Annotated in this window: 19 protein-coding genes, 1 pseudogene and 1 riboswitch; of the genes and pseudogenes, 10 read left to right on the top strand and 10 right to left on the bottom strand. The window is 69.5% G+C overall.

Annotation, left to right across the window (positions count from 1 at the left end):
• Positions 1-957 (bottom strand): DUF389 domain-containing protein, encoded by a 957-nt coding sequence (locus H036_RS0118745; protein ID WP_017936345.1) that lies wholly within the window; start codon positions 955-957, stop codon positions 1-3.
• 165 nt (positions 958-1122) lie between these two features.
• Positions 1123-1596, bottom strand: a complete 474-nt coding sequence (locus tag H036_RS0118740; RefSeq protein ID WP_017936344.1) for a pyridoxamine 5'-phosphate oxidase family protein — start codon at positions 1594-1596, stop codon at positions 1123-1125.
• A gap of 265 nt (positions 1597-1861) precedes the next feature.
• Between H036_RS0118740 and H036_RS23720 the strand changes: the two genes are divergently transcribed.
• On the top strand, positions 1862-3259 hold the full coding sequence (locus H036_RS23720) for a hypothetical protein (protein ID WP_198290024.1): 1398 nt from the start codon (positions 1862-1864) through the stop codon (positions 3257-3259).
• 218 nt (positions 3260-3477) lie between these two features.
• On the opposite strand, the gene H036_RS0118730 is transcribed toward H036_RS23720, so the two are convergent.
• A complete protein-coding gene (locus H036_RS0118730) occupies positions 3478-3849 on the bottom strand; it encodes a winged helix-turn-helix transcriptional regulator (RefSeq protein WP_017936342.1) in 372 nt (123 codons plus the stop codon).
• Positions 3850-3933: 84 nt separating this feature from the next.
• Between H036_RS0118730 and H036_RS0118725 the strand changes: the two genes are divergently transcribed.
• The 4 genes from H036_RS0118725 to H036_RS0118710 all read left to right on the top strand — a co-directional run bounded on the left by H036_RS0118725 (position 3934) and on the right by H036_RS0118710 (position 8508).
• The gene (locus H036_RS0118725; RefSeq protein WP_017936341.1) at positions 3934-4911 is read left to right on the top strand and encodes a zinc-dependent alcohol dehydrogenase family protein; all 978 of its coding nucleotides are present in this window, start codon (positions 3934-3936) and stop codon (positions 4909-4911) included.
• A gap of 166 nt (positions 4912-5077) precedes the next feature.
• Positions 5078-5926 carry a nitrilase-related carbon-nitrogen hydrolase gene (locus tag H036_RS0118720; protein ID WP_017936340.1) on the top strand — a complete coding sequence of 283 codons (849 nt, stop codon included), beginning with the start codon at positions 5078-5080 and terminating at the stop codon, positions 5924-5926.
• 22 nt (positions 5927-5948) lie between these two features.
• Positions 5949-7406 carry a dihydropyrimidinase gene (hydA, locus tag H036_RS0118715; RefSeq protein ID WP_017936339.1) on the top strand — a complete coding sequence of 486 codons (1458 nt, stop codon included), beginning with the start codon at positions 5949-5951 and terminating at the stop codon, positions 7404-7406.
• A 49-nt stretch (positions 7407-7455) separates the two neighbouring features.
• Complete coding sequence (locus H036_RS0118710) at positions 7456-8508, top strand: TIGR03842 family LLM class F420-dependent oxidoreductase (RefSeq protein ID WP_017936338.1); 1053 nt, start codon at positions 7456-7458, stop codon at positions 8506-8508.
• 9 nt (positions 8509-8517) lie between these two features.
• Here the strand turns inward: H036_RS0118710 and H036_RS25055 are convergent, their stop codons facing one another.
• Complete coding sequence (locus H036_RS25055; protein WP_157417627.1) at positions 8518-9405, bottom strand: GH12 family glycosyl hydrolase domain-containing protein; 888 nt, start codon at positions 9403-9405, stop codon at positions 8518-8520.
• Positions 9406-9823: 418 nt separating this feature from the next.
• Between H036_RS25055 and H036_RS0118695 the strand changes: the two genes are divergently transcribed.
• The 3 genes from H036_RS0118695 (at position 9824) to H036_RS0118685 (ending at position 13718) form a co-directional block, all read left to right on the top strand.
• Positions 9824-12640 carry a DEAD/DEAH box helicase gene (locus H036_RS0118695; RefSeq protein ID WP_017936335.1) on the top strand — a complete coding sequence of 939 codons (2817 nt, stop codon included), beginning with the start codon at positions 9824-9826 and terminating at the stop codon, positions 12638-12640.
• A gap of 30 nt (positions 12641-12670) precedes the next feature.
• Complete coding sequence (locus tag H036_RS0118690) at positions 12671-13384, top strand: VIT1/CCC1 transporter family protein (protein ID WP_017936334.1); 714 nt, start codon at positions 12671-12673, stop codon at positions 13382-13384.
• Positions 13385-13499: 115 nt separating this feature from the next.
• Positions 13500-13718 carry a hypothetical protein gene (locus H036_RS0118685; protein ID WP_017936333.1) on the top strand — a complete coding sequence of 73 codons (219 nt, stop codon included), beginning with the start codon at positions 13500-13502 and terminating at the stop codon, positions 13716-13718.
• An 88-nt stretch (positions 13719-13806) separates the two neighbouring features.
• Here H036_RS0118685 and atzF read toward each other — a convergent pair whose 3' ends face one another.
• The 6 genes from atzF to trxA form a co-directional block, all read right to left on the bottom strand.
• Positions 13807-15459, bottom strand: a complete 1653-nt coding sequence (gene atzF, locus H036_RS0118680; protein ID WP_017936332.1) for an allophanate hydrolase — start codon at positions 15457-15459, stop codon at positions 13807-13809.
• Positions 15456-17459 carry a 5-oxoprolinase/urea amidolyase family protein gene (locus H036_RS0118675; RefSeq protein ID WP_017936331.1) on the bottom strand — a complete coding sequence of 668 codons (2004 nt, stop codon included), beginning with the start codon at positions 17457-17459 and terminating at the stop codon, positions 15456-15458. Before H036_RS0118675 ends, atzF begins: the two co-directional genes overlap by 4 nt.
• Positions 17459-18091 (bottom strand): DUF1989 domain-containing protein, encoded by a 633-nt coding sequence (locus tag H036_RS0118670; RefSeq protein WP_017936330.1) that lies wholly within the window; start codon positions 18089-18091, stop codon positions 17459-17461. The genes H036_RS0118675 and H036_RS0118670 overlap by 1 nt, the downstream gene beginning before the upstream one ends.
• Positions 18088-18792, bottom strand: coding sequence for a DUF1989 domain-containing protein (locus H036_RS0118665; RefSeq protein WP_017936329.1), 705 nt, complete (start codon positions 18790-18792; stop codon positions 18088-18090). The genes H036_RS0118670 and H036_RS0118665 overlap by 4 nt, the downstream gene beginning before the upstream one ends.
• Positions 18789-20333, bottom strand: coding sequence for an APC family permease (locus tag H036_RS0118660; RefSeq protein WP_017936328.1), 1545 nt, complete (start codon positions 20331-20333; stop codon positions 18789-18791). The genes H036_RS0118665 and H036_RS0118660 overlap by 4 nt, the downstream gene beginning before the upstream one ends.
• A gap of 48 nt (positions 20334-20381) precedes the next feature.
• A riboswitch (guanidine-I (ykkC/yxkD leader) is annotated at positions 20382-20489 on the bottom strand.
• Positions 20490-20586: 97 nt separating this feature from the next.
• On the bottom strand, positions 20587-20949 hold the full coding sequence (trxA, locus tag H036_RS0118655; protein ID WP_017936327.1) for a thioredoxin: 363 nt from the start codon (positions 20947-20949) through the stop codon (positions 20587-20589).
• A 211-nt stretch (positions 20950-21160) separates the two neighbouring features.
• On the opposite strand from trxA, the gene H036_RS24625 reads away from it, so the two are divergent.
• Positions 21161-22369, top strand: coding sequence for a sensor histidine kinase (locus H036_RS24625; RefSeq protein ID WP_017936326.1), 1209 nt, complete (start codon positions 21161-21163; stop codon positions 22367-22369).
• A gap of 332 nt (positions 22370-22701) precedes the next feature.
• Positions 22702-22903 (top strand): annotated as a pseudogene (locus tag H036_RS23705) (HNH endonuclease); the annotation flags it as partial.

Raw genomic sequence — 22903 nt, 5'->3', positions numbered from 1 at the left:
CTACCCGTGATGTCGTGCGAGGACCCGTCGGCGATGGCGAGCCACCCGACTCCAGACGACCTGCTGGAGTTCGAGTGTCAGCCACCCGGCGAGAACCATGCCGGATATGTTCAAAGCCAACTGCGCGGCACTGCCCAGCACCTCGTGGCGAGCCCCGAATGCGATGCCCAGTGCGACGTTTCCGGCCGCGGGGACGGTGGTGACGGAGATGAACACCCCTGAGAGTCCGCCCACCTTGGCGCTGGTGAGCGAGAGAACACCTGCCGCAGCGGCGATCAGGGCGACGATGAACGACCACTTGTCCGGGCTGTAGATGAAGCTCGTGCCGGGCCGCTTCCCTGTCACGTCTTGGGCCGTCACCCAACCGAGCCCCCGAGCAGCGAGCGCAGCGACCGTGCTGGCGGCAATCGAGACCGTGAACCCCACGACCAGCGTGCGCGCTGCCCCCGCGAAGAGGCGACGACGGCGTCGGACAAGGGCGAGACCTAAAGCCGCGATCGCCACGAACTCCGGGCCGAGCACCATCGCACCGATCACCAGGATCTGGGAGTCGACGACGATGGCGATAGACGCCAACAGGGTCGCGAGCGTCATGAACGCCAAGTACGTCCAGTTCAGCTCGGTCTCCTCGTAGGCGCGCTGTGTAACCTCGGGCCACACCACGGCATCGGCGCCCGCCCCCGGGGTCCGACGCTCGGAATCCAAGCCGGCACGAGAGATCCAGGTCGTGACCGGTTCGATGTGGATGGTGCCGAACTCGGGGATGCCGAGTGCTGAGAGCCGGTCGACGACGTCATTGGTGGCCTCGCGGGCAACATCCGCTAAGACGATGTCGCCCTCTGGAACCAGCGAGGCGCCGCGCATGAGTGCGAGCTGACTGACCGCAGGATCACCAGCGAGCACCTCGACGACTCGGTCGGTCAGGTTTGTGGGCGAGGTGACGCGCAGATGCTCCACGGTCGGGCATCCCCTCTCAGGTCGGGCTTCGAGAAGGCCTCAGTCTCGTGGACGCTCGCGCAAGTGGGCCAGGGGTCGGTCGCGATGGCGAGCGACAGCACGAAGCCGCCGGCGAGTGGATGCCGGCGGCTTCGAGAGTTCCGCGGTGGTGGTGGCGGTGACGCACTACACGTCGACCTGCCCGTGCTCGGCGTCGTAGGTGTCACCGCTGAGCTTCGTCTTGGCGAAGCTGATCAGCGAGGCCACCTTGCCACCCGGAGTGTCCCAGTACTCGCCGTGCTCGACGTCGACGCGCAGAAGCACCGCGTTCGGATCGTCCGGGCCGCCCGGCAGCCACGCCTCGGCGAAGGTGTTCCAGAGCTCCGCAAGCTTGTCGCGGTCGTCCACGACGGTGGCCCGACCATACGCAGCGACCCATGCGGAGCGTGATGAGAAGGTCAGTGAGACCCGCGGCTCCTGCTCGAGGGCGCGGACGTGGGCGGTGTCGCGGGCGCTGATGAACCACAGCTCGGCGCTCGGGTCGACCTCCTGCCGCGCCATCGGGACACTGCGCGGGCCTTCGGCACCGAACGTCGTCAACATGGCGATCGGCATGTCGTCGAGCAGCTCGACCAGCTTCTTTGTCTCGTCGTCAGTCATACCGATCCGTACCCAGCTGTGGCCGACCGGATGTCTCGCGTCATGTGGTGCGTGCTGGATCCGGCGTAGATGCTGTTCTAACGCCCATGCGTCGTTGGGCAGACGCGAAGGGCGCCATTCCGCCGCCTGCGGGCGCGCTATCCCGCCGATGGTCGATGGCGACCACCGCGGCTAACAGGTGCGGCAGGCACGCGAAACGGCTGACCAGGACGACAGACCACGATACGGTCACGTCACTGCAGCGAAGCGTGGAGGAGCGGGTTCAGTGGCCGAGGAGTCATGGCACGAGGCTCGTCTGATTCCGACCTCAGGGATCAATGGAGCCGAAGAGCAAGAGCGCCGGGCAACGTCTGCCTTACTTGCCGTCTTGTCGGCAGTGCGCGAATACGGTCGCGGCCTGCTCAAGCCCCTTGGTGCGCCGGCGGGAACGGTCGAGTGCTACATCGAAGTGCCGTTCATGCTCGGCGAGAAGCGGCTTTATCCCGACGGACTCATTCGTGTGACACGAGGCGGCAGGTCCTGGACCACTCTCGTCGAGGTGAAGACCGGCGCCAACAAGCTGCAGTCGGAGCAGCTCGAGAACTACCTCGACATAGCACGCGAGCAGCGCTTCGACGCCGTCTTGACGATCTCTAACGAGATCCCCGCTGTCGCTGGGCAACACCCCACCAAGGTGGACAAGCGCAAGGTACGCAGCGTCGCCCTGCACCACATCTCATGGACGCAGGTACTGGCCGAGGCCGTTATGCAGAAGGAGTTTCGTGGGGTCGCGGATCCCGACCAAGCGTGGATCCTCGGAGAGTTGATTCGCTATCTCGAACATCACAAGTCTGGCGCTCTTGAGTTCGACGATATGGGTGAGACCTGGGTTCAGGTGCGTGACGCAGTTCTCGCCGGGACGTTGCGCCCGGCCGACAAGGGGATCACTGAGGTCGTCTCACGATTCGACGCGCTCCTGCGGTTTGCCAGTCTCCGGCTAGGACGGCAGCTCGGCACCGAGGTCATCCCTGTCCTCACGCGCAGAGAACTCGCCGAGCCGGCGCTCCGTGTGCAGGCGCTGACGACCATGCTCTGCGCAGACGGTCAGCTGGCCGGAACGATCCGAATCCCAGACACGGTCGGACCATTTGTTGTGACGGCCGATCTGCGCGCGAACAAAGTCACCTGCCACGTCGATATTGAAGCCCCTCGCGAGGGACGTCCGACGACACGGGTGAACTGGCTGGCCCGTCAGCTGAAGAATGCACCCGACTCAAGCCGAATTGAAGCCTTCGTCGCACACGGACGTGGCTCATCCGCTGCCGAACTCTTGGCGGCAGTACGCGCCGACCCCAGCGCGCTTATCAGCGATCCAGCCAAGGAGCTCCGCACCTTCAGGATCGCGACATCTGTGCCGTTAGGTTCGAAGCGGGGGCGCGGCCGCGGGGCATTCATCGATTCAGTGCTCAATGGCGTCGAGGGGTTCTACGAGGACGTACTCGGCAACCTGCGCTCGTGGTCCGCAGCTCCACCAAAGCTTCGCCAGCCGTACCCGCCGACCGAGGACGTTGACGACTCCGTCCCAGCCGACCTTGCATCGGTGGATTACTCCTCGCAAGATGACTCGCCTGCTGGGAGCACGAATGACTCTGCCGTTGGCGGGAGCACCGCGGCGATCGAGTAGACGCTCGCGCAGCGGCGTCGTGACCGAGGCGCTGGACGCGAACAGGTACGAAGGAGCTCTTCATAGCAACTGGGCTGACCGGCAGCCCGTCAGCGGCCGGCACCAGGACGGGTGCGTGCGACGTTGGGATGTCGCCACGATGACACGTTGTTGATCATCGCCGCAGGACTGCCGCGAGTCTGTGTGTGTGCCTATCTGCCCACTGCACCGCCTTCCGCCTAAGGCTGGCGAGAGATGGCCGCCTCGGCCGACTCTTGGTAGTCGGCGACTGCCCCACCGTGGTCGCGTGCCCAGTCGTTCAGCGCCTCGATCGGGTCGATGAGCGTCTTCCCGAGGTCGGTGAGGCAGTACTCGATCCGCCTGGGTGCCTCGACGTGGCGCTCGACCAGACCGTAGTCCTGGAGCTGGCGCAACGTCTGGGTCAGGACCTTGCGCGAGATGCCGCCGACCAGACCGCCGAGCTCGCCGTGGCGCCGGGGACCACCGCTGAGACCGAAGAGGACGAGGGCTGCCCACTTGTCCGCGAGGATCTCGGTCGCCAGCCTCGCGGGACAGTCGGCCAGGACCGAGGGCCCTGCGGTGTCATGCATGGAATCGAAGGTACCAAGAGGTACCTATCGGCTCCGTAGCGTCTTTGGTGCTCACCAGCCCCAGATCGACACGGAGGAATGACCATGGCGCGCGTCGTCGTATTCGACCAGTTCGGCGGACCGGACGTCCTGCACATCATCGACGAGCCGGTACCGCAGCCTGCGGCCGGAGAGGTACGGGTTCGGGTGGAGGCGTTCGCCGTCAACCCCCTGGACGCGATGATGCGGGCCGGTAGCTCGCCCGCTCCGGTCAGCCTTCCCGGCGCACGGCTCGGCGTCGAGGGAACCGGCACGATCGATGCGGTGGGCTCCGGGGTCACCGGCGTGCAGCCCGGCGACCCGATCATCATCACCGCCGTCCCGGACGCAGCCGTCAACGGCAGCTACGCCGAGTACCTCACCGTGCCGGCGAGCCGGGTCATCCCTCGGCCGGCCGGACTCGACGTACGCCAGGCCGCTGCGATCTGGGTGGCGTACTCCACCGCCTACGGCGCGCTCGTCGAGAAGGCGGGTATGAGGCCGGGGGATCGGGTCCTCGTGAACGCGGCGTCGGGCGGCGTCGGGCGTGCCGCCATCCAGGTGGCCAACCAGGTCGGTGCGGTGCCGATCGCCGTCACGCGGAACGCCACGAAGGAAGCCGAGCTGCTCTCCTTCGGCGCCGCCTCGGTCATCGCCACGGACCGCGAGGATCTCCTCGAGGCGGTCCTCGACTTCACCGGCGGCAGCGGCGCCGACATCGTCCTCGACCTCGTCAACGGTCCCGGCCAACGGGAGCTGGTCACGGCGGCTCGCCCCGACGCGGTCATGGTCGCCGCGGGCTTCCTGGATCTCCGCCCCACCACCCCGCCGGAAGCGCCCCTGACGTTCCACCGCTACCGGGGCTTCGAGCACACCCTCGACAGTGCCGTCGTCCGGCGCATGGCCGCCTTCATGGAGGCAGGGGTGCGCCTCGGGTCCCTGGTACCCACCGTCGGCACTGTCCTGAGCATGGACGATGTCGCCGAAGCACACCGTCAGCTCGAGGCGGGCACGGGCGCCGGCAAGACGGTCGTCGTGATCTAGAGCCCGAGATCGACGCCGTGATGTCGCCACGGTTACAAGTTGAAGAGCGACGCAGAAGGCACTGCCGCTTGTCGGTGGGAGTGCCTATGGTGATCATCCACGGCACGCCACCAGACTCACAGCGACGACCCGGAGACGGGACGTCATCTCGTCGAAAGGCCGAACGATGTCGATTGTCAAGGTTGCCATCTCGCAGACGAAGTGGACCGGCGACAAGGAGTCCATGCTCGACAAGCACGAGCAGTTCGCCCGGGACGCCGCCGCGCAGGGAGCCCAGGCGATGTGCTTCCAGGAGCTTTTCTACGGCCCCTACTTCGGCATCACCCAGGACAAGAAGTACTACCGGTTCGCCGAGGCGGCCGACGGACCGATCGTGCAGCGCTTCGCCGCGCTCGCCAAGGAGCTGGGGCAGGTGATGGTGCTGCCGATCTACGAGGAGGCAGAGGTCGGGATCTACTACAACACCTCGGTGCTCGTCGATGCCGACGGCACGATCCTCGGCAAGTACCGCAAGAACCACATCCCGCACGTGGAGAAGTTCTGGGAGAAGTTCTACTTCCGGCCCGGGAACCTCGGCTATCCGGTCTTCGAGACAGCGATCGGCAAGGTCGGGATGTACATCTGCTACGACCGGCACTTCCCCGAGGGCTGGCGTGAGCTCGGCCTAGGCGGTGCGCACATGGTCTTCAACCCCAACGCCACCAAGCCAGGCCTGTCCAACCGGCTGTGGGAGGTCGAAGGACCGTGTGCGGCCGTCGCCAACGGCTACTTCGTGCTGCAGCCCAACCGGGTCGGCCTGGAGGACAAAGAGTACGGCGAGGAGGCGGTCGACTTCTACGGCACCAGCCAGGTGATCGATCCGCGGGGCAACTTCGTCGGTGACCTCGGCTCCTCGGAGAAGGAGGAGCTGCTGGTGCGTGACCTCGACCTGGGCATGGTCCAGGAGATGCGCGACGACTGGCAGTTCTATCGGGATCGCCGGCCGGACACCTACACCCGGATCCCGCAGGCGTGATGACGGCCGCGAGAGGACAGCGATGAGCACCACCCTGATCACCGGCGGCACCGTCGTCAGCGCGACCGGGCGCACGGAAGCCGACGTACTCGTGGACGGCGAGACGATCGTCGCGCTGATCCAGCCCGGCGCCACGCCGTTCGGCCCGATCACCGCCGACACCACCGTCGACGCCACCGGCAAGTACGTCATCCCGGGGGGCGTGGACGCCCACACCCACATGGAGATGCCCTTCGGCGGCACCTTCGCCAGTGACACCTTCGAGACCGGCACCCGCGCGGCGGCCTGGGGCGGCACCACCACGATCGTCGACTTCGTCGTGCAGTATCCCGAGCAGAACGTCCTCGACCAGTACCACCTCTGGCACGAGAAGGCCGCCGGCAACTGCGCCATCGACTACGGCTTCCACCAGATCCTGTCCGACGTGCAGGACTCCAGCCTGACCGCGATGGACGAGCTGATCGCCGAGGGAGTGACCAGCTTCAAGCTGTTCATGGCCTACAAGGGCGTCTTCCTCTCCGACGACGGCCAGATCCTGCGGGCCTTCCAGAAGGGCGCCGAGAACGGCGCGATGATGATGATGCACGCCGAGAACGGCGCCGTGATCGATGTCCTCGTGCAGCAGGCGATCGCCGCCGGCCACACCACTCCCTACTGGCACGGCGTCACCCGCCCGTGGCAGGCCGAGGAGGAGGCCACGCACCGCGCGATCATGCTCGCCGACATCACCGGAGCACCGCTCTATGTCGTGCACGTCTCCGCCAAGCAGGCCGTGGAGCAGATCGCGACCGCGCGCGATCGCGGCCTCAACGTCTTCGGCGAGACGTGTCCTCAGTACCTCTACCTCTCCCTGGAGGAGCAGCTCGCGGCGGTGAGTGAGCAGTGGGGCGACCTCGAGGGCGCCAAGTGGGTCTGCTCGACGCCGCTGCGCTCGCGCGCCGAGGGCCACCAGAACGCGATGTGGCAGAGCCTGCGCACCAACGACCTCCAGATGGTCTCCACCGACCACTGCCCCTTCTGCATGAAGGACCAGAAGGAGCTGGGCCGCGGCGACTTCTCCAAGATCCCCAACGGCATCGGCTCGGTCGAGAACCGGATGGACCTGATGTATCAGGGCGTCGTCGCCGGCGAGATCACGCTGGAGAGGTGGGTCGAGATCACCTCGACGACGCCGGCCCGGATGTTCGGCATGTACGGCCGCAAGGGCGTCATCGTGCCTGGCGCCGACGCCGACATCGTCGTCTACGACCCCGCGGGCCACACCTCGATCGGGGTCGGGACCCTGGCGGACGGCACCCCATCGGGCCGCGGCGGCCATCACATGAACATGGACTACTCCGCCTGGGAGGGCTTCGAGATCGACGGCCATGTCGACCTGGTGATGTCGCGCGGATCCGTCGTCGTCGACGACAGCGGATACGTCGGCCGCAAGGGCCATGGGCAGTACGTCAAGCGTGGCCTGTCGCAATACCTGAGCTGACCCCTCGACAAGCTCGGGGACCGAACCCTCGGGGCCGAAAGGAACACACATGGACTTCGGAGTCGTCCTGCAGACCGACCCACCGGTGTGGCGCACCGTCGCGCTGGCCAAGCGTGCCGAGGAGTTCGGGTTCAGCCATGTGTGGACCTTCGACTCCCACCTGCTGTGGATGGAGCCCTACGTCATCCACAGCCAGATCCTCTCCGAGACCCGGCGGATCACCGTGGGGCCGTTCGTCACCAACCCGGCCACCCGCGACTGGACCGTCACGGCGAGTGTCTTCGCCACCCTCAACGAGATGTACGGCAATCGCACCGTCTGCGGCATCGGCCGCGGCGACTCCGCCGTCCGGGTGCTCAACGGGAAGCCGACCACGATCAAGGAGATGCGCGACGCCACCCACGTCATCCGCGAGCTGGCCAACTGCCGCCCCGTCGAGGTCAACGGCTCCACGCTGCAGTTCCCCTGGGCGACGAGCTCGCGGCTGGAGGTCTGGATCGCCGCCTACGGTCCGCTGGCGCTCAAAGCCGCGGGCGAGGTCGGCGACGGCTTCATCCTGCAGCTGGCCGACCTCGACATCGCCTCCTGGATGATCGCCACCGTCCGGAAGGCAGCCGCGGACGCCGGCCGCGACCCGGAGTCGCTCACGTTCTGCGTCGCGGCGCCGGCGTACGTCACCGACGGGTCCGCCGAGGCCCGCGCACACGCGATCGACCAGTGCCGCTGGTTCGGCGGGATGGTCGGCAACCACGTGGCCGACATCGTGGCCAAGTACGGGGCGTCGACCGGCTCAACCACCGGAGACGCAGTCCCCGCGGCCCTGACCGACTACATCAAGGGCCGCGAGGGCTACGACTACAACGAGCACGGCCGCGCCGGGAACAGTCATGCCGGCTTCGTGCCCGACGAGATCGTCGAGCGCTTCTGCCTGATCGGCACGGTCGAGGAGCAGGTCGCCAAGCTCGACGCGCTGCGCGCGATGGGTGTCGACCAGTTCGCCGTCTACCTCCAGCACGACGCCAAGGAGGAGACCCTGGCCGCCTACGGCGAGCACGTCATCGGACAGGTCAACCGTCACGTGGCGGCCAAGACCGAAACGTAGCCGTCACGTTCACTTGTCGACGACGCTGAAGTTGCTGAAGTCCCAGTGCCGGGAGACTCCCCCGGTCGAGACCGTCTCGACGCCGTACGAGACCTGTCCCACCGTCGGGTCCGCCGTGGTCAGCTTGCGGCCGGCGGCGTCGTTGATGAAGGCCTTGAGGTCGAAGGTGCCCTGCGAGATGTCGTTGACGTCCGTGGGGACGTAGGCGACGTAGTCAGGGCGCGCGTAGTAGACGTCCCAGGTGTGCCCCGCCAGCGATACGTCGGAGGCAACCTTGGATCCGGCCGGCGCCTGACCCTCGTTGTGCGTCCAGATCATCAGCTCGGTGTCACCGGAGCTCGAGATGCCGTTCAACCAGATGTCGAAGGCGTCGTCGTAGATGCACGAGGAGCAGTCGGCCGGATCGGTCTGCGCGAAGGTCGACTGCAGCTGGGTGAACGACGAGAGCTTCGGGTCCTTGGAGAAGTCACTGCCCGCACCCCAGTCGTGGTAGATCTTGCGCATCGACGGGTACGCCTGGACCGCCCCGCCGTGGTTCGTGACCGCCGCGTCCACGGTCCAGTGGCTGGTGGAGTAGACGCACATCGTCTGCCTGTACTCGGGGTAGATGCCCCACTCCTCAGCCGAGGCGTTGTAGTTGTTGCCCAGGTCCTCGGAGCCCTGACCGGTCGCGTTGCCGGCGGTCGGGAAGAACGCGGCGATCGCATTCGCCGCGCACGGGCCGCCGGTCGGGGTTGTCGTCCGCGTCGGGGCCGACGTGGCGGAGGCGGTCGACGGCGTCGGAGACGACGTGACGCTCGCCGGTGGCGAGTCGCTCGGAGTCGGCGTCGGCGTATCGCTCGCGCTGGGAGGGGCCGTGACGGTGACCGTCGCGGTGGCTGTTGGCGCGGATGTCACGGTCACCGTCTGGTTCGGGACGCTGCACTGCACCGAGAACGTCGTCGTGGTGGCGCCGACGTCCAAGGACGGCGACGCAGTGCAAGACGCGGTCGACGTCGTGTCTTCTGCCTGCGCGATGCCGTAGGCAGCACTACCGCCGGCTACCACCAAGACGCTGACGATCACCGCAGCTTTGGAGATTCTGAACTTCACGTTCGACCCACTTCCCTCGAGTCCCACCGGTTCGTTCGGATCTGGATTCCGCCCCGCCGGCGACGCGCTGCTTGCGCTCGGCACCGGGGCCAAAGGAGTGGTGCCCCCTCATGCACCTCATAACCAGGCACCTCCCCCACATCGGGTAGCCGAACCTGAAGGGGTTGCGCGAGCGGTGCCCGGATAACCTGACGACCCGGCCCGCCAGGGCACCAGGAGGCGCATGGGGGGCGACGTGGGGATCGACCGTACGGCGGACAGCAGCGGCGGACTCCGCCTTCGAACCCATCAGCAACGCGCACTCGCCGGCCTCGAAGCAGCCTGGGCGGCCGGACGGCAGCGGTGCTGGGTCGTGCTCCCGCCGGGCGCGGGCAAGACCCTGGTCGGTCTCGAGACGGCGCGGCGCATGCTCCGCGACGGCACCGCCCAGCGGGTCGCCGTACTCAGCCCCAACACCGCCATCCAGGGTCAGTGGGTGCGGCAGGCTGGCGCGATCGGCCTGGAGGCCGGCGACGACCGCGCGCTGGCGACGGCGCTGACGTCGCTGACCTATCAGTCGCTGGCGGTCTTCGACGCGGACGCGGAAGTCTCCGACGACGGCAGGGGCGCCCCGCTCATCTCGCGGCTGCACGAGAACGGGCGGCTGCTGATCAAGCAGCTGCAGGAGGCCGGGCCGCTGCTGCTGATCCTCGACGAGTGCCATCACCTGCTCGAGGTGTGGGGACGGCTACTCGCCGAACTGCTCGACCTGCTCCCCCAGGCCCGCGTGCTCGGCCTCACGGCCACCCCGCCGGCCGCCCTGACGCGGAGCGAGGCGGACCTGGTCGCGGAGCTCTTCGGCCAGATCGCGTTCGAGACCTCGATCCCGGCGGTCGTCCGCGAGGGTGACCTGGCGCCGTTCGCCGAGCTGGTCTGGCTGACCGAGCCGACCCGGACCGAGCAGGACTGGCTCGCCGAGAGCGCGGAGCGGTTCGCCGAGCTGATCGCCGGGCTCAGCGACCCGACGTACGGGAGTGTGCCGTTCCTGACCTGGCTCGAGCGACGGTTCGTGCAGCGCGCGGGCGACGCGCCGAGCTGGGACGCGCTCGCCCGCTCCCAGCCGGAGCTCGCCCTCGCCGCGCTGCGCGTGCACCACGCCGGACTGTTGGCGCTGCCTCCGGGCGCGGTGATCGCCGAGGAGCACCGGCGCGACCCCACCTCGGACGACTGGGTCTGTCTCATCGACGACTGGGTCAAGGGCGCGCTGCTGCGCAGCGCCGACCCCGGCGACGAGCGCGTCCTGTCCGGCGTACGCCGAGCGCTACCGTCCGTCGGCTATGTCCTCACCAAGCGAGGCGTACGCCGCGGGCGATCCCCCGTCGACCGCGTCCTCGCACGCTCGGAGTCGAAGGTGACGGCGACCGCGCAGATCGTCTACCAGGAGCGGCTCGCGCTGGGCGATGACCTGCGCCTGCTGGTGCTGTGCGACCACGAACGTGCCTCCGCCACGCTGCCCGCCGACCTCGACGGGGTGCTCTCCGAACAGGCTGGCTCGGCCCACGCCGCGATCGCCGCGCTCCTGGCCGACAGCTCGGGCAGTCCCGACGCCCTGCTCGTCACCGGCGCGACCGTCGCTGGGGCATCGACGACGCTGGAAGCGCTGAGGGACCAGATCGCCGCGACGGACCCCACACTCGCCGGCAGGCTCGCGATCGAGCACGGACCCGACTACGCGCGCCTGGTCGGACCTTGGACCAGCCGCGGCTGGGTCGGCCACGTCACCCGGTTCTTCGAGGCGGGCGGCTGCCACGTGCTGGTCGGCACCCGCGGTCTGCTCGGCGAAGGCTGGGACGCCCGGCGGATCACCGGCATCGTCGACCTCACCGCCGTGACCACCGCAACGGCCGTGGTGCAGACCCGTGGCCGCGCGCTGCGGATCGATCCTGCGCGCCCCGACAAGGTCGCGATCAACTGGTCTCTCGCCTGTGTCGCGGCCGGCCACCCACGCGGCGACAACGACTGGCAGCGGCTCGTCCGCAAGCACGACGGCTACTTCGGGGTCGACGACGACGGCACCGTCGTGGACGGCGTCGGGCACATCGATGCCGCATTCTCGCCGTACCAGCCCCCGCCACCCGCCGACTTCGACGCCCTCAACGCGCGGATGCTGGTGCGCTCCGAGGACCGGCACGGGATCCGCGAGCGCTGGCACATTGGTGAGCCGTACGACGACGCGCCGACCCGGACGATGCGCATCCGGCCCGACGGACCTGCGCGGCTGGGCAGCGTGACCGCGCCCCAGACCGTGGTCGTCCGTGAGAGCGCACTGGAGCTGCGCGGACCGTTGCCCGACCTGCTGCCGACGCGGATCGCGACCGGCACGGGCTGGACGCTGACCGCGGCCGCAGCGGCCGGCTGGGCCATCACCGCGACAGCGGCGCCGGGACTGGCCCTGGCGAGCGGCCTGGCCACCGGCCTGGCCGTGGTCACGGCCGTCCCCGCGACCATGTGGCGGGGACGTGCGCTGCGCGCTGAGGGTCACCGCCGGGTGGTAGTGGCGGCCGCGCCCCTATCGGTCACCCAGCTCGCTGGAGCCGTCGCCGACGCACTGCACGCCGCCGCGCACCTGCCGGTCGGCGCCGATCGCCTGCGGGTGGAGGTGGAGCCCGACGGCGAGTATCGCGTCGGCCTGACCGACGTCGACGAGGCCGGATCGGCAATCTTCGCGGCCGCGCTGGGCGAGGTGCTCGCGCCGCTGGCATCGCCCCGCTACGTCATCCCGCGCTGGGTGGTGACCCAGCGCGAGCGGACCGGCCACGAGCTGGCCCGGATCGGGGCCACCGGGGAGATCACGCCCGACGGCGAGGTGTGGCACGCCGTACCGTCCGTGCTGGGCGCCAACGCAGCCGACGCCGAGCACTTCGGGCGCGCCTGGGACCACTGGATCGGTGGCGGTGCCCCGCTCTACACCGGCTCGCCGCAGGGCGCCGGCGTCCTGACCGCGCAGCGGGGTGCCGACCCGTTCGCGGTGACGACGGTCATCCGGCGGCAGTGGTCCTGACCCGCCCGGGATCAGCGGATAATCGGAGCCATGACGTCGACCGCCGAGCCACGGCCGGGGCTTCTTCCCCGGCTGCGGTCGGCAGTCTCCGACCGTGAGTCCCTGCGGCTGTGGCGGGTCGTGGCCAATGACGGGATCATCGCGACCGCCGGCATCCTCGAGGGCTTCGCCGGGGCAGGAGCTGGCGACCACGCCCTGCTGATCGCTGCCACGGCCGCCACCATCGCCGGCATGCTCGTGGCGGGTGGCTCGGAGTGGATGGAGGCCGCGGACGAGCGCGAGGCCGAGCTGACGACCGCCGAGGAGGAGGCCGCTCAGCTGGCACGCGACCCCGAGGCCGAGTGGGCCGAGCTGGTGGCGCACTACGAGGCGCGCGGCCTGACGTCGGAGCTGGCCCGTGCGGTGGCCGACCAGCTCATGGCGCACGACCCGCTCGCCGCCCAGCTCGACGTGGAGCACGGCATCCGCGAGCTCACCTCGACGCGAGACACCGTTCGCACCGGCGTGGGGTCGGCCATCGCCTACGGGCTCGGCGCAGCGATCCCGTTGCTGATCACCCTGCTCGTGCCCTACAACGTCGAGAAGTGGGCCATCGCGGCGGCAGTGGCGATCTCGCTGACCCTCACCTCGATCATCGGTGCGCGCACGGGCCGGATGAATCTCGGCCCGACGCTGCTCCGGACCCTCACGGTCGGGGCGGCGACCATGCTGGTCAGCTACGCCGTGGGTCAGCTGGTCTTCTGAGCGTGCCGCTCGGGTGCCTCGGAGGCCGTCGGCACGTCGGCGATTGGCTCATCCGCGACGCGCTCGGTGCGCGACTAATCGTCACTCAGGCCTCCGGGGGCGCATACTCAGAGTGATGGCAACCTCACTTCCGCAGCGACGGCACCTCGCGAGCAGTCCCTTCAAGGCCAAGGCCGAGCCGATCATCGAGACGTTCGAAGTGGGTGACATGGTCTCGCACGACTCCCACGGCATGGGCCGGGTCATCAGCGTCGAATCGGGCGCGGTGACGGTCGACTTCCGCCCGCAGATCATCCGGATCGTCAGCCCGTACGCACGGCTCGGCAAGCTCTAGATTTTCGCTGTGTCGGGATAGTCCGGGGCGGAAATCAGGGCTACTCGCTGGTAACCCATGATGTGTGCCCCGGACTATCCCGACGCCGTCATCGCGAGCCCAACCAGGCCCGCCAGCCGCCGTACTCGGTGATCTCGCGCGTCGGGTCGACACCGTCGGCGCTGCAGATGAAGCCCGTCACCGTGCGGCCGTCGGCGAGCTCGACCGGGCCCAGCCCGAGCGGCGCGGCGATGGTGGCGAGGAAGCCGCCGACGCTCGCGATCGGCAGCGACCACAGCTCCACCTCGAGGCCGCCGCCAGACCCAGCGGCGCCATCGGCCGCAGACCCAGGCACCCGGGTGAGGCCGGGGCGTGGGAGCGGGCCGTCGACGAGGTACATCCGATAGTCAGACGCCGTGCTGGTCAGCTCGAGAAACACACCACCGCGCGCGACCAGATCGGGGTTGAGCGGCTGGCCGCCGAGGTGCGCACCCGCCACCGCCACGACCATCCGCTCCTCGCCCGCCCCCGGCACCGACCGCCCGGACAACACGGAGGCCTCCGAGGGCACCGTCTCCCCGAGCCACCGCGCCGCCAGCCCGGAGACCAGCCGGTCCCCTCCTGCCGGCGCCAGCAGCTGTACGCCGAACGGCAGCCCGTCGCCCCGTGCCGTCCCCGCGAAGGCGATGGCACACAGGTCGAGCAGGTTCGTCATGTTGGTGAACCGCCCGAGCGCGCTGTTGGCGCCGACCGGGTCGGCCGCCACGTCGGCCAGGGTCGGGTGCGTCGGCGTCACCGGCAGGAGCAGCACGTCGGCGACCTCCCAGGTCTGCCGGGTAGCGCGATCGAGCTCGGCCAGGCGGTGCAGCCCGCGGAAGGCGTCGACCGCCGACGCCGGCGTCGCACCGGCCACGATCGAGCGCACCGTGGGATCGACCGCCGGGTCGTCGTCGAGCGCGTCCCCGAAGGCCAGCTGGCGCTCGGCGACCCACGGCCCCTCGTAGAGCAGGCGCGCTGCCTCCAGGAAGGGCGTCACGTCCACCGAGACGGTGCGGAAGCGTCGTGCGGCGTCCGCCTTCGTCGCCTCCCACGCCACCTGGTGCTGCGGATCCAACCCGAGGTCGCCGCTCGGGACGGCCACCACCGGCGTGATGAGGGCCGGCCGCTGCGTGAGGACCCGACTGTAGGGATCCGCCTCGTCGTAGGCCGCCATCGTCTCGAGCACGCGCGCAGCCTGGGCCACCGTGCGGCTGAAGATGGTCACGCAGTCCAGCGAGCGGCACGCCGGCACCACGCCGGTGGTCGAGACCAGGCCGCGCGAGGGCTTCAGCCCGACGATGCCGTTGAACGCCGCCGGGACGCGCCCGCTGCCGGCGGTGTCGGTGCCCAGCGCGAAGTCGACCTCCCCCGACGCCACCGCGACCGCGCTGCCCGAGCTCGACCCGCCGCTGACGTGCGCGGGCGAATAGACCGAGTGGCAGGCGCCGTACGGCGAGCGGGTGCCGACCAGACCTGTCGCGTACTGGTCGAGGTTGGTCTTCCCCACCGGCGCCGCGCCGGCCTCGAGGAGCCGTTGGACCGCCGTCGCCGAGGCCGCCGCCGGGCTCGTCCGCCGCGGGTCGCCGGCGGTGGTCGGGACCCCGACGAGGTCGATGTTGTCCTTGATCGCGAAGATCAGGCCGTCCAGCGGCCCTGCGCCCGCGACGAAGCCGGCCGCCTCGTCGAGTCCCCACCGCGTGATGTAGGTCGGCTGGTCGCTCATGACACCCACCTCTCCCGCTCGGCGTCGAACGCCGCGCGTCGCCTGCTCCGGACGGACCGGATCTGGTCGGCCGCCTCGTCCTCGATCGCGCGCACCTCGGCGATCGAGAAGGTCGCCGGCCGGGTGCGGAGATCCGCCCGACCCGCCTTGATCTCCGCCCGCAGCCGAGCGAGCTCCTCGGCCGGGACCGGTTCGAAGCGGATCCGGTCGAACTGCCGCAACAGCCACGGCTGCGGATCCCGATCCGGCTGCTCGGCGATCAGGCGCCACACCGGGACCGTGCGGCCGACCAACTGGTAGCCACCGGGACCCTCCATGCCGTAGACGCACAGGTAGATGCCGCCGATACCGACAGCGTTCTGCGGCGTCCAGGTGCGCGCGGGGTTGTACTTCGTGGTCACCAGCCGGTCGCGCGGATCGATCGGCACGGCCACCGGTGCGCCGAGGTAGACGTCCCCGAGCCCGACGACGAGGTACGTCGCCCGCGAGACCACGTCGAAGACCTCGTCACGGGCGTCGAGATCGTTCACCCGGCGGATGAACTCCACGTTGTCGGGACACCACGGCGCATCTGGTCGCACCGATGTCGCGTAGCGCCGCATCGCCTCGTGTGCCTCCGGGTGGTCGAAGGCGATCGGCAGCGTCACCTCCCGCACGGGGAGCACCACCGTCTCCGGGTCCTCAAGATCTGCGGTGAGCCGCACGAGGCACGCAGCCAGGTCCGCGAGTGCCAGCCGGTCGTCGTCGACGGCCACCAGCAGCGATCGCACGCCCTCGACCACCTCCGTCATGCCCGTCGGCGCCTCGGCGCGCAACGCACGGGCGAGCAGGTGGATCCACACCCGCACCGTCAGGTCGAGCTCGGCCGAGCCGGCCTCGACGAGCAGGTGCCGATCCCCCGAACGTCGGATCGTGTACGCCGGAGCGCTGCCCGCGGCTGGCTCGTCCGCCAGCGGTGCCGGACGCTCGGTCCCGGTGGCCGGCAGGTCGGCGAGGATCGCCCGGTGCCGGCGCCGCGGCTTCATCACTCCGGCACAGGGACGCAGTGCCTCAAGCGCGTCGCGGCGTACGGCGACCGCCTCCTCCGCGACCTCCGGCACGACCGGGAGCAGCCGCACCGTGTCACCGGGACGCAGCTGGCCGAGCATCCACAGGTCGGCGCCGATCACCACGGCCGGCACGACGAAGCCGCCGAGCGAGGGACCGTCCTTGCCGACGATCACGGGCGTGTCTCCCGACAGCATGATGCCGCCGACCGGGTAGGCGGAGTCGTGCAGGTTGGAGGGGTGCAGCCCCGCCTCACCGCCGTCGGTGCGTGACCACTGGGGCGTCGGCCCGACCAGACGGATGCCGGTGCGGTCGGCGCGGTGGTCGACCTGCCAGGTGGTGCCGAACAGCTCCTCGAGGCCTGGAGCGGTGAGGTACTCCGGCGCGCCGTGCGGCCCCGCGATCACGCGCAGCGTCCACACGTGATCCATCGGCGGCAGCAGCTCGGCCACGTCCACCGGCGCCAGCAGGTTCTCCTCGCCGCCCAGAGGCAGGAGGTCCCCGTCCTGCAGGGGACGACCCTCGAGGCCGCCGAAGCCCCCGAGGATGAAGGTGGCGCGGCTGCCCAGCACCCGCGGCACGTCGATCCCACCGCGGACGGCGACGTAGCCGCGCATCCCGGCGCCGGCGATCGGGCCCACGTCGAGGACCTGGCCGGCCCGGACGCGGCGTACCTCGCCGACCGGCAGCGGCCGCCCGTCCACGGTGGCCTCGTGCGCGCCGCCGCCCACGCAGACCAGCCGGTCGGCCTCCAGCCGGATCACCGGGCCCCGTACGACGCACTCCAGCCCGGCGGCCAGGTGCCCGTTGCCCACGGCGGTGTTGACGAGGGTGAAGCTGAGCTGGTCGTAGGCGCCGGACGGCGGGACGCCGACCGACCAGTAGCCCGGACGGCCCTCCGCGTCCTGCACCGTCGTCTGGACGCCCGCGTCGAGGACTACCAGCGCAGCCATCACGACCACCAGCCCAGCAGCTGCACGGGCGTCGGGTCCCAGCCGTTGCACGGGTTGTTGAGCTGCGGGCAGTTCGAGAGCAGCACCCAGATCTCGCGTGAGGCGGTGAGCTCCACGTACTTCCCCGGTGCGGAGAGGCCGTCGTCGAAGTGCAGATCGCCCTCCGCCGAGACCGGCACGTTCATGAAGAAGTTGATGTTGTGGCCCATCTCGCGCGGTCCGATGCCGGCGCCCGCCCCGTAGGCGAGGAACGTCTGCCGGCACGCGTGCTGGTGTCGGGTGTGCTCGCCGTACCGGATGACGTTGGACTCCTGCGCGCAGGCGCCGCCGATGGTGTCGTGCCGGCCCACCGTGTCCTCGGTGATCACCGCCAGCTCGTCCAGCCGGGTCGAGAGCAGCCGCGAGCCGGTGGTGAGGAAGACGGCGCCCTGCTCCCGGATCGTGTCGAACGCGGAGTACTTGTTGCGCACGTCGGCGGCGTCGAAGAGCAGCGTGTCGGCTGCCTGGTTGCCGTGCAGGTCCACGATGCGCAATCGCCCGCCGGCTGGCACCCGGACCAGAGCGCCATCGCCCGCCTCCACCGTGAGGTCGAGCGTCGCGGCCGTGGTGGTGGGAATCTCGGTCACGGTCATGCCAGCACCCTCCTGCTCATCTCGAGCGCGCGGGCGCTCTCCTCTCGCCAGTTCCACGACGGATCGGTGTCCTGGGCGACGGTCGCGGCGACCTCGACCGACACCTGCACCGCCGAGGGGGCGTACTCCCCTGGATCGAGCGGGTGCGGCGCCGTGCACAGCACCAGCAGTACGTCGTGCTCGGTCCGCAGTGTGACGCTGTCCCCGGCGCGGGCGTGGCCTGGGACGAACGTCATCGAGGCACGGGCGTCGCCGGCGATCGCCACCTTGGTGAAGAAGTTGACCGGAGCGTGCAGGTCGCGTTCGTCGAGGCCGTGCTTGGTCAGCTCGCTGACGAGTCCGGTCCGGGCGCTGCGCCGCCAGTCGTTGCGATCGGCGGCGTACGACGTGGCGCCGAAGCGCTCCAGGTGGGCCTCGGAGCCGAACCCGGTCAGGCAGTCGTGCCAGTCGAGACTCGAGGCGACCACCGATGCCAGTGCGAGCCCACGGTCGGACATCAGCACCATCGGCGCGGTGATCCGGGCCGACATCTGCGCCTTGAGCGTGTCGGGGATGTTGAGCCGGTCGACCCGGTCGGCGTTGAGCAGCAGCATGCTGCAGTTGGCACGGTCGCCGAGGGCTGTGAGGGTGACCAGCCTGCCCGCCGAAACGGGTGCTGACCAGGCGGCCCCACCGGGCATGTCGTGGAGGTAGAGGCTCATGCCGGCTCTCCCTCGCCGAGACCGTCCGCGAGCGAGAGCCCGCAGGCGCGCCGGTACGTCGCCCGCTTGCTGCGGTAGGCGAGGTAGCCGATCCCGTAGGTCAGCACCAGCACCACGATCGGCAGGTAGTGCACCACCCAGCCCGAGCCGGTCGGGTCGTAGACCTCGGCCCGCGGCAGGCCGAGGTTGATCGCCATCAGGAGCTGGAAGACGACCGCGATCGCGTTGACGACCGTGCCGGTCCTGCCGAGGCTGAAGAGCGGCTTGCCGTCCTCGTCGAGGCCCGGGGTCGGGAAGCGGCCGCGCAGCCGCGCGTTGAGCATCGGCACTGTCACCATCAGGTAGGCGATGTAGAGGAGCATGATGCAGACGCTGGTGAGCGCGAGGAACAGACTGGCGTTGCCGATGTTGACCACCAGGAACAGTGCCGCGCCGACGCCCGGGATGACCGTGGCCAGCAGCGGCGTACCGAACCGCGGCGAGACGCGCGCGAGCTGGGTGGATCCTGGAAGCACCTGGTCGCGGGCCATCGAGAAGATCATCCGGGCCGCGGCGGTCTGGATCGCCAGCGTGCAGACGCTGACCGCGAACGCGACGTCGATGAGCAGCAGCTTGCCCCAGAAGGTGCCGAGCTGGGTCGTCAGCACGTAGGGCAGGCCGTAGAGGCCGAGGTTGCCGTCGGTCAGACTCGGCGCGGCCATCAGGGCCGCCACGATCACGAACGCACCTGCGACACCTGAGATGACTACGGCCCGCACGATCGTCCGCGGCGTGGTGGCCCGCGGCCGGTGGGTCTCCTCGGCGAGCTCGCCGGCGCTGTCGAACCCGACCAGCACGTAGGCCGCCATCAGTGAGGAGACGAGCAGCGGGATCGCGTAACCGGTCGAGCTGTCCAGGCCGGTGTGGTGCAGCACCACCGACGGACCGCGCTCGTGGTGCACGAGCAGGAGGATCACCAGCAGCACGATCCCGATCAGCTCGCAGGTGACGCCGACGCTGTTGACGACGGCGGTGATGCGCACCGAGAGCGCGTTGAGCAACGTCGTGAGGGTCAGCAGGATGACGCCCAGGACGACCGCGTTCGCGGCACCGTCCTTGCTGGCCACCGCCGTGTCGGACCCGACCAGCTGGAAGCCGCTCCAGACGGTGGGGAGCACCACCTGCAGCGCGATCGCCGCGGCGGCGAGGGTGATGATCTGGGCGATCACCATCGTCCAGCCGGCGAACCAGCCGACCGTCGCGCCGCCCAGGCGTCGTGACCACTGGAAGACCGCACCGGAGAGCGGGTAGCGCGCGGCGAGCTCGGCGAAGCAGAGCGCCACCATGAGCTGACCGGCGAAGACCACCGGCCAGGTCCAGAAGAACGCGGTGCCGCCGAAGGAGAAGCCCAGCCCGAAGAGCTGGAAGACCGTCGTCATGATCGAGACGAACGAGAAGCCGGCCGCGAACGACGCGTAGGGGCCGACCCGGCGGGTCAGCTGTGGGGTGTAGCCGAAGGTGGACAGGTCAGCGGCGCTGACCTTGTCGTGGTGTCCGGACATGGTGCCTCCGTGGGGAGTGCCCGAACGCACGGCGGCCCGGGCCTGTCGGCCTCCCGGGCTTTTCTCCCGCCGTGGAGCGCTGCGTCGCCTTCGTCGCCTCGCCTGCCCCTCTCGGACCAGGCCTGCCGAAGCAGCGGAACCCTAGGGGCGCCCCGCCACCTGGACGGGTCACGACTATGACACCGACGCCGGGTTTCAGGGGACGTCGCGGTAGGTAACGAGTGTGTGAACCGCCGCTGGGATCCAGCAGGCGTCAGTCGCCCTGCTCCTCAGCCGCTGCGACAGCAGCGTCGACGTCGAACTCGACCACAGCGTCGATCACCTGCTTCAGCGCCTCCGCCGGGAGCGCGCCGGGCTGGGAGAAGACCAGCTTGCCCTTCTTGAAGGCCATCAGTGTCGGGATCGAGGTGATCTGCGCCGCCGCGGCGAGATCCTGCTCGGCCTCGGTGTCGACCTTGCCGAACACGATCTGCGGGTTCTCCGTCGAGGCCTGCTCGAAGATCGGCGCGAACATCCGGCACGGGCCGCACCACGACGCCCAGAAGTCGACCAGCACGATCTCGTTCTCGATGACCGTCTGCTCGAAGTTTTCGGACCCCAGGGTCGATGTCGCCATCACTGTCTCCTCGACTGACGCAGGCCCGTCGCCGGCGCTCACAGGTGCAACCTTCCCGCGATCGTCCTTGTTCCGTGCAAGCATGCGTGCAGTTGAACATCCGGAACGCAGAACTTCCGAGGCATCCGGTCGTTACCTTGGTACGACGCCGGATCTTGCCGACGCGATGGGAGGACAGCATGATGTTGTTCCTGGATGCGGGCCGGACTCCGTGAGGAGCCCGGCGGACCCGAGCGACTCCCCCGGCAAGGCCGGCGCCTATCTGAACTGCTGGCCCCCGGAGGAGGACCTGCTCGCCCTGTGCGAGCTTGCGGCACAGCTGTGCGAGGCGCCGATAGCCGGGATCGACCTCTTCCACGAAGGCAAGACTCAGACCATCGTGCTCTACGGCGCGATCCCGGAGGCCGGCGACGCCGACGCGCCGCTCAGCGCCGCCACCCTCGCCGACGGCGAGGACGTCTACCTCGAGGACGTCCGGGAGGACCCTCGGTACGCCGCGGCCTGTCGCGACGTACGCCTGGGCGACGGGCACATGTATGCCGCCGTCCTGCTGCGCGACCCGCAGGGCATCCCGGTCGGAACGCTGAGCGTCACCGACCCACGCCCCGATCGGCGAGCGGAGCGTCGGAAGAACACCGTGGTGCAACGCCGCCGCATGCTCGCGACCCTGGCGCGGCAGGTGATCGACCTCTTCGAGCTCAGCGTCCGCACCGAGGAGCTCGCTCGGATCAACGCCGAGCTCGAGCGTTCCCAACGGCACCTCGCCGCCTTCACCTCGCAGGTCAGCCACGATCTGAAGAATCCGCTCACCGCCACCCTCGCCTGGGCCGAGCTGATGGCCGAGCTCCCCGCCGTGGCAGGTGACGCTGACGCCTCGGACTACCTGCGACGCTGCGTCGCCTCCGGCCGGCGGATGCTGACGATGATCGAGGAGTTCCTCGAGTACGCCGGCATCGGCGGCTCGCTCGACCGGCGGCAGGTGCCGATCGGCGACGCGATGTCGGCCGTCGTCCAGGACCTCGGCGAGATGGCCGATCGCGGCACGATCCGTTGGTCCGGTGTCGACGTCAACGCAGACCCGGTCCAGCTCCGCGCCGTCCTGCAGAACCTGGTGGTGAACGCACTCACCTACACCCAGGCCGGCGTCCGCCCCGAGGTCGAGGTGACCAGCCGCGACACCCCGCTCGGCATCCAGCTCGTGGTCGCCGACAACGGATCCGGCATCCCCCCGCGCTTCCGGGATCAGGTGCTGCTCCCGCTGGCCAGGCACCGCACCGACGTACCGGGGATTGGCATCGGCTTGGCGACCTGTCACCGCATCATGGCCGACCACGGCGGCACCCTGGAGATCCGCGATCGACGCGGCGGGGGCACAGCCATCGTCGCGACGTTCCCGCATGCCCGAGGGGTCACGGTATGACCGTCGAGAGGTCAGTTTCTGCGGGTTGAGTGGTCACGCCCGCCGAGCTTGTCGAGGCGCTAACGCCCGCCGAGCAACGCCCGCCGAGCTTGTCGAGGCGCCCCCAGTACGCGGGGCGGCTGAAGACAAACGAGAAGCGCAGGCCAGCCCCAGCGTGGTTGCGTGTCTTGGCTGGGTTGGGTGCCTTCGTATCGGTTGCGTCGGGCCACCAGGCGTGTGATCGGGTACGGCGAGGATTTAGCGCGGCATGTCCGCGGAAGAGGGTTGTGCTGGCTGATTTGAGTTGATATCGTTCGAATACGTGTTCGAAGCGATTCTCTCGGGTGGTGACCATGCATCAGATCCAGACCACCGTGGTCGCGATCGATGCCGCCCTGAGTCAGGCGGTCGATGCGAATCCGATCTTCCTCTCCACCACCGACAAAGCCGCCACCATCCTCGACCTGCGGCGGCTCCGGGCCCGTCTCGAAGAGCTCGAACTACGGGTTATCGCCAGCGCCCAGGACGTGGCCGAGGAGATCGGCGCACGTGACG

The sequence above is a fragment of the Nocardioides sp. Iso805N genome (genome assembly GCF_000364605.1).
Lineage (GTDB): Bacteria > Actinomycetota > Actinomycetes > Propionibacteriales > Nocardioidaceae > Nocardioides.
The sequence above is the reverse complement of the archived record's forward strand: the minus strand, read 5'-3'. Positions and strand labels throughout refer to the sequence as shown.

Coding starts and splice junctions, on each gene's coding strand:
- H036_RS0118675 (WP_017936331.1), bottom strand. CDS start 17,459: ATGGCTGCGCTGGTAGTCCTCGACGCGGGCGTCCAGACGACGGTGCAG.
- H036_RS0118660 (WP_017936328.1), bottom strand. CDS start 20,333: ATGTCCGGACACCACGACAAGGTCAGCGCCGCTGACCTGTCCACCTTC.
- H036_RS0118670 (WP_017936330.1), bottom strand. CDS start 18,091: ATGACCGTGACCGAGATTCCCACCACCACGGCCGCGACGCTCGACCTC.
- H036_RS0118740 (WP_017936344.1), bottom strand. CDS start 1,596: ATGACTGACGACGAGACAAAGAAGCTGGTCGAGCTGCTCGACGACATG.
- hydA (WP_017936339.1), top strand. CDS start 5,949: ATGAGCACCACCCTGATCACCGGCGGCACCGTCGTCAGCGCGACCGGG.
- H036_RS0118685 (WP_017936333.1), top strand. CDS start 13,500: ATGGCAACCTCACTTCCGCAGCGACGGCACCTCGCGAGCAGTCCCTTC.
- H036_RS0118730 (WP_017936342.1), bottom strand. CDS start 3,849: ATGCATGACACCGCAGGGCCCTCGGTCCTGGCCGACTGTCCCGCGAGG.
- H036_RS0118690 (WP_017936334.1), top strand. CDS start 12,671: ATGACGTCGACCGCCGAGCCACGGCCGGGGCTTCTTCCCCGGCTGCGG.
- H036_RS0118710 (WP_017936338.1), top strand. CDS start 7,456: ATGGACTTCGGAGTCGTCCTGCAGACCGACCCACCGGTGTGGCGCACC.
- trxA (WP_017936327.1), bottom strand. CDS start 20,949: ATGGCGACATCGACCCTGGGGTCCGAAAACTTCGAGCAGACGGTCATC.
- H036_RS0118695 (WP_017936335.1), top strand. CDS start 9,824: ATGGGGGGCGACGTGGGGATCGACCGTACGGCGGACAGCAGCGGCGGA.
- H036_RS0118720 (WP_017936340.1), top strand. CDS start 5,078: ATGTCGATTGTCAAGGTTGCCATCTCGCAGACGAAGTGGACCGGCGAC.
- H036_RS0118665 (WP_017936329.1), bottom strand. CDS start 18,792: ATGAGCCTCTACCTCCACGACATGCCCGGTGGGGCCGCCTGGTCAGCA.
- atzF (WP_017936332.1), bottom strand. CDS start 15,459: ATGAGCGACCAGCCGACCTACATCACGCGGTGGGGACTCGACGAGGCG.
- H036_RS0118725 (WP_017936341.1), top strand. CDS start 3,934: ATGGCGCGCGTCGTCGTATTCGACCAGTTCGGCGGACCGGACGTCCTG.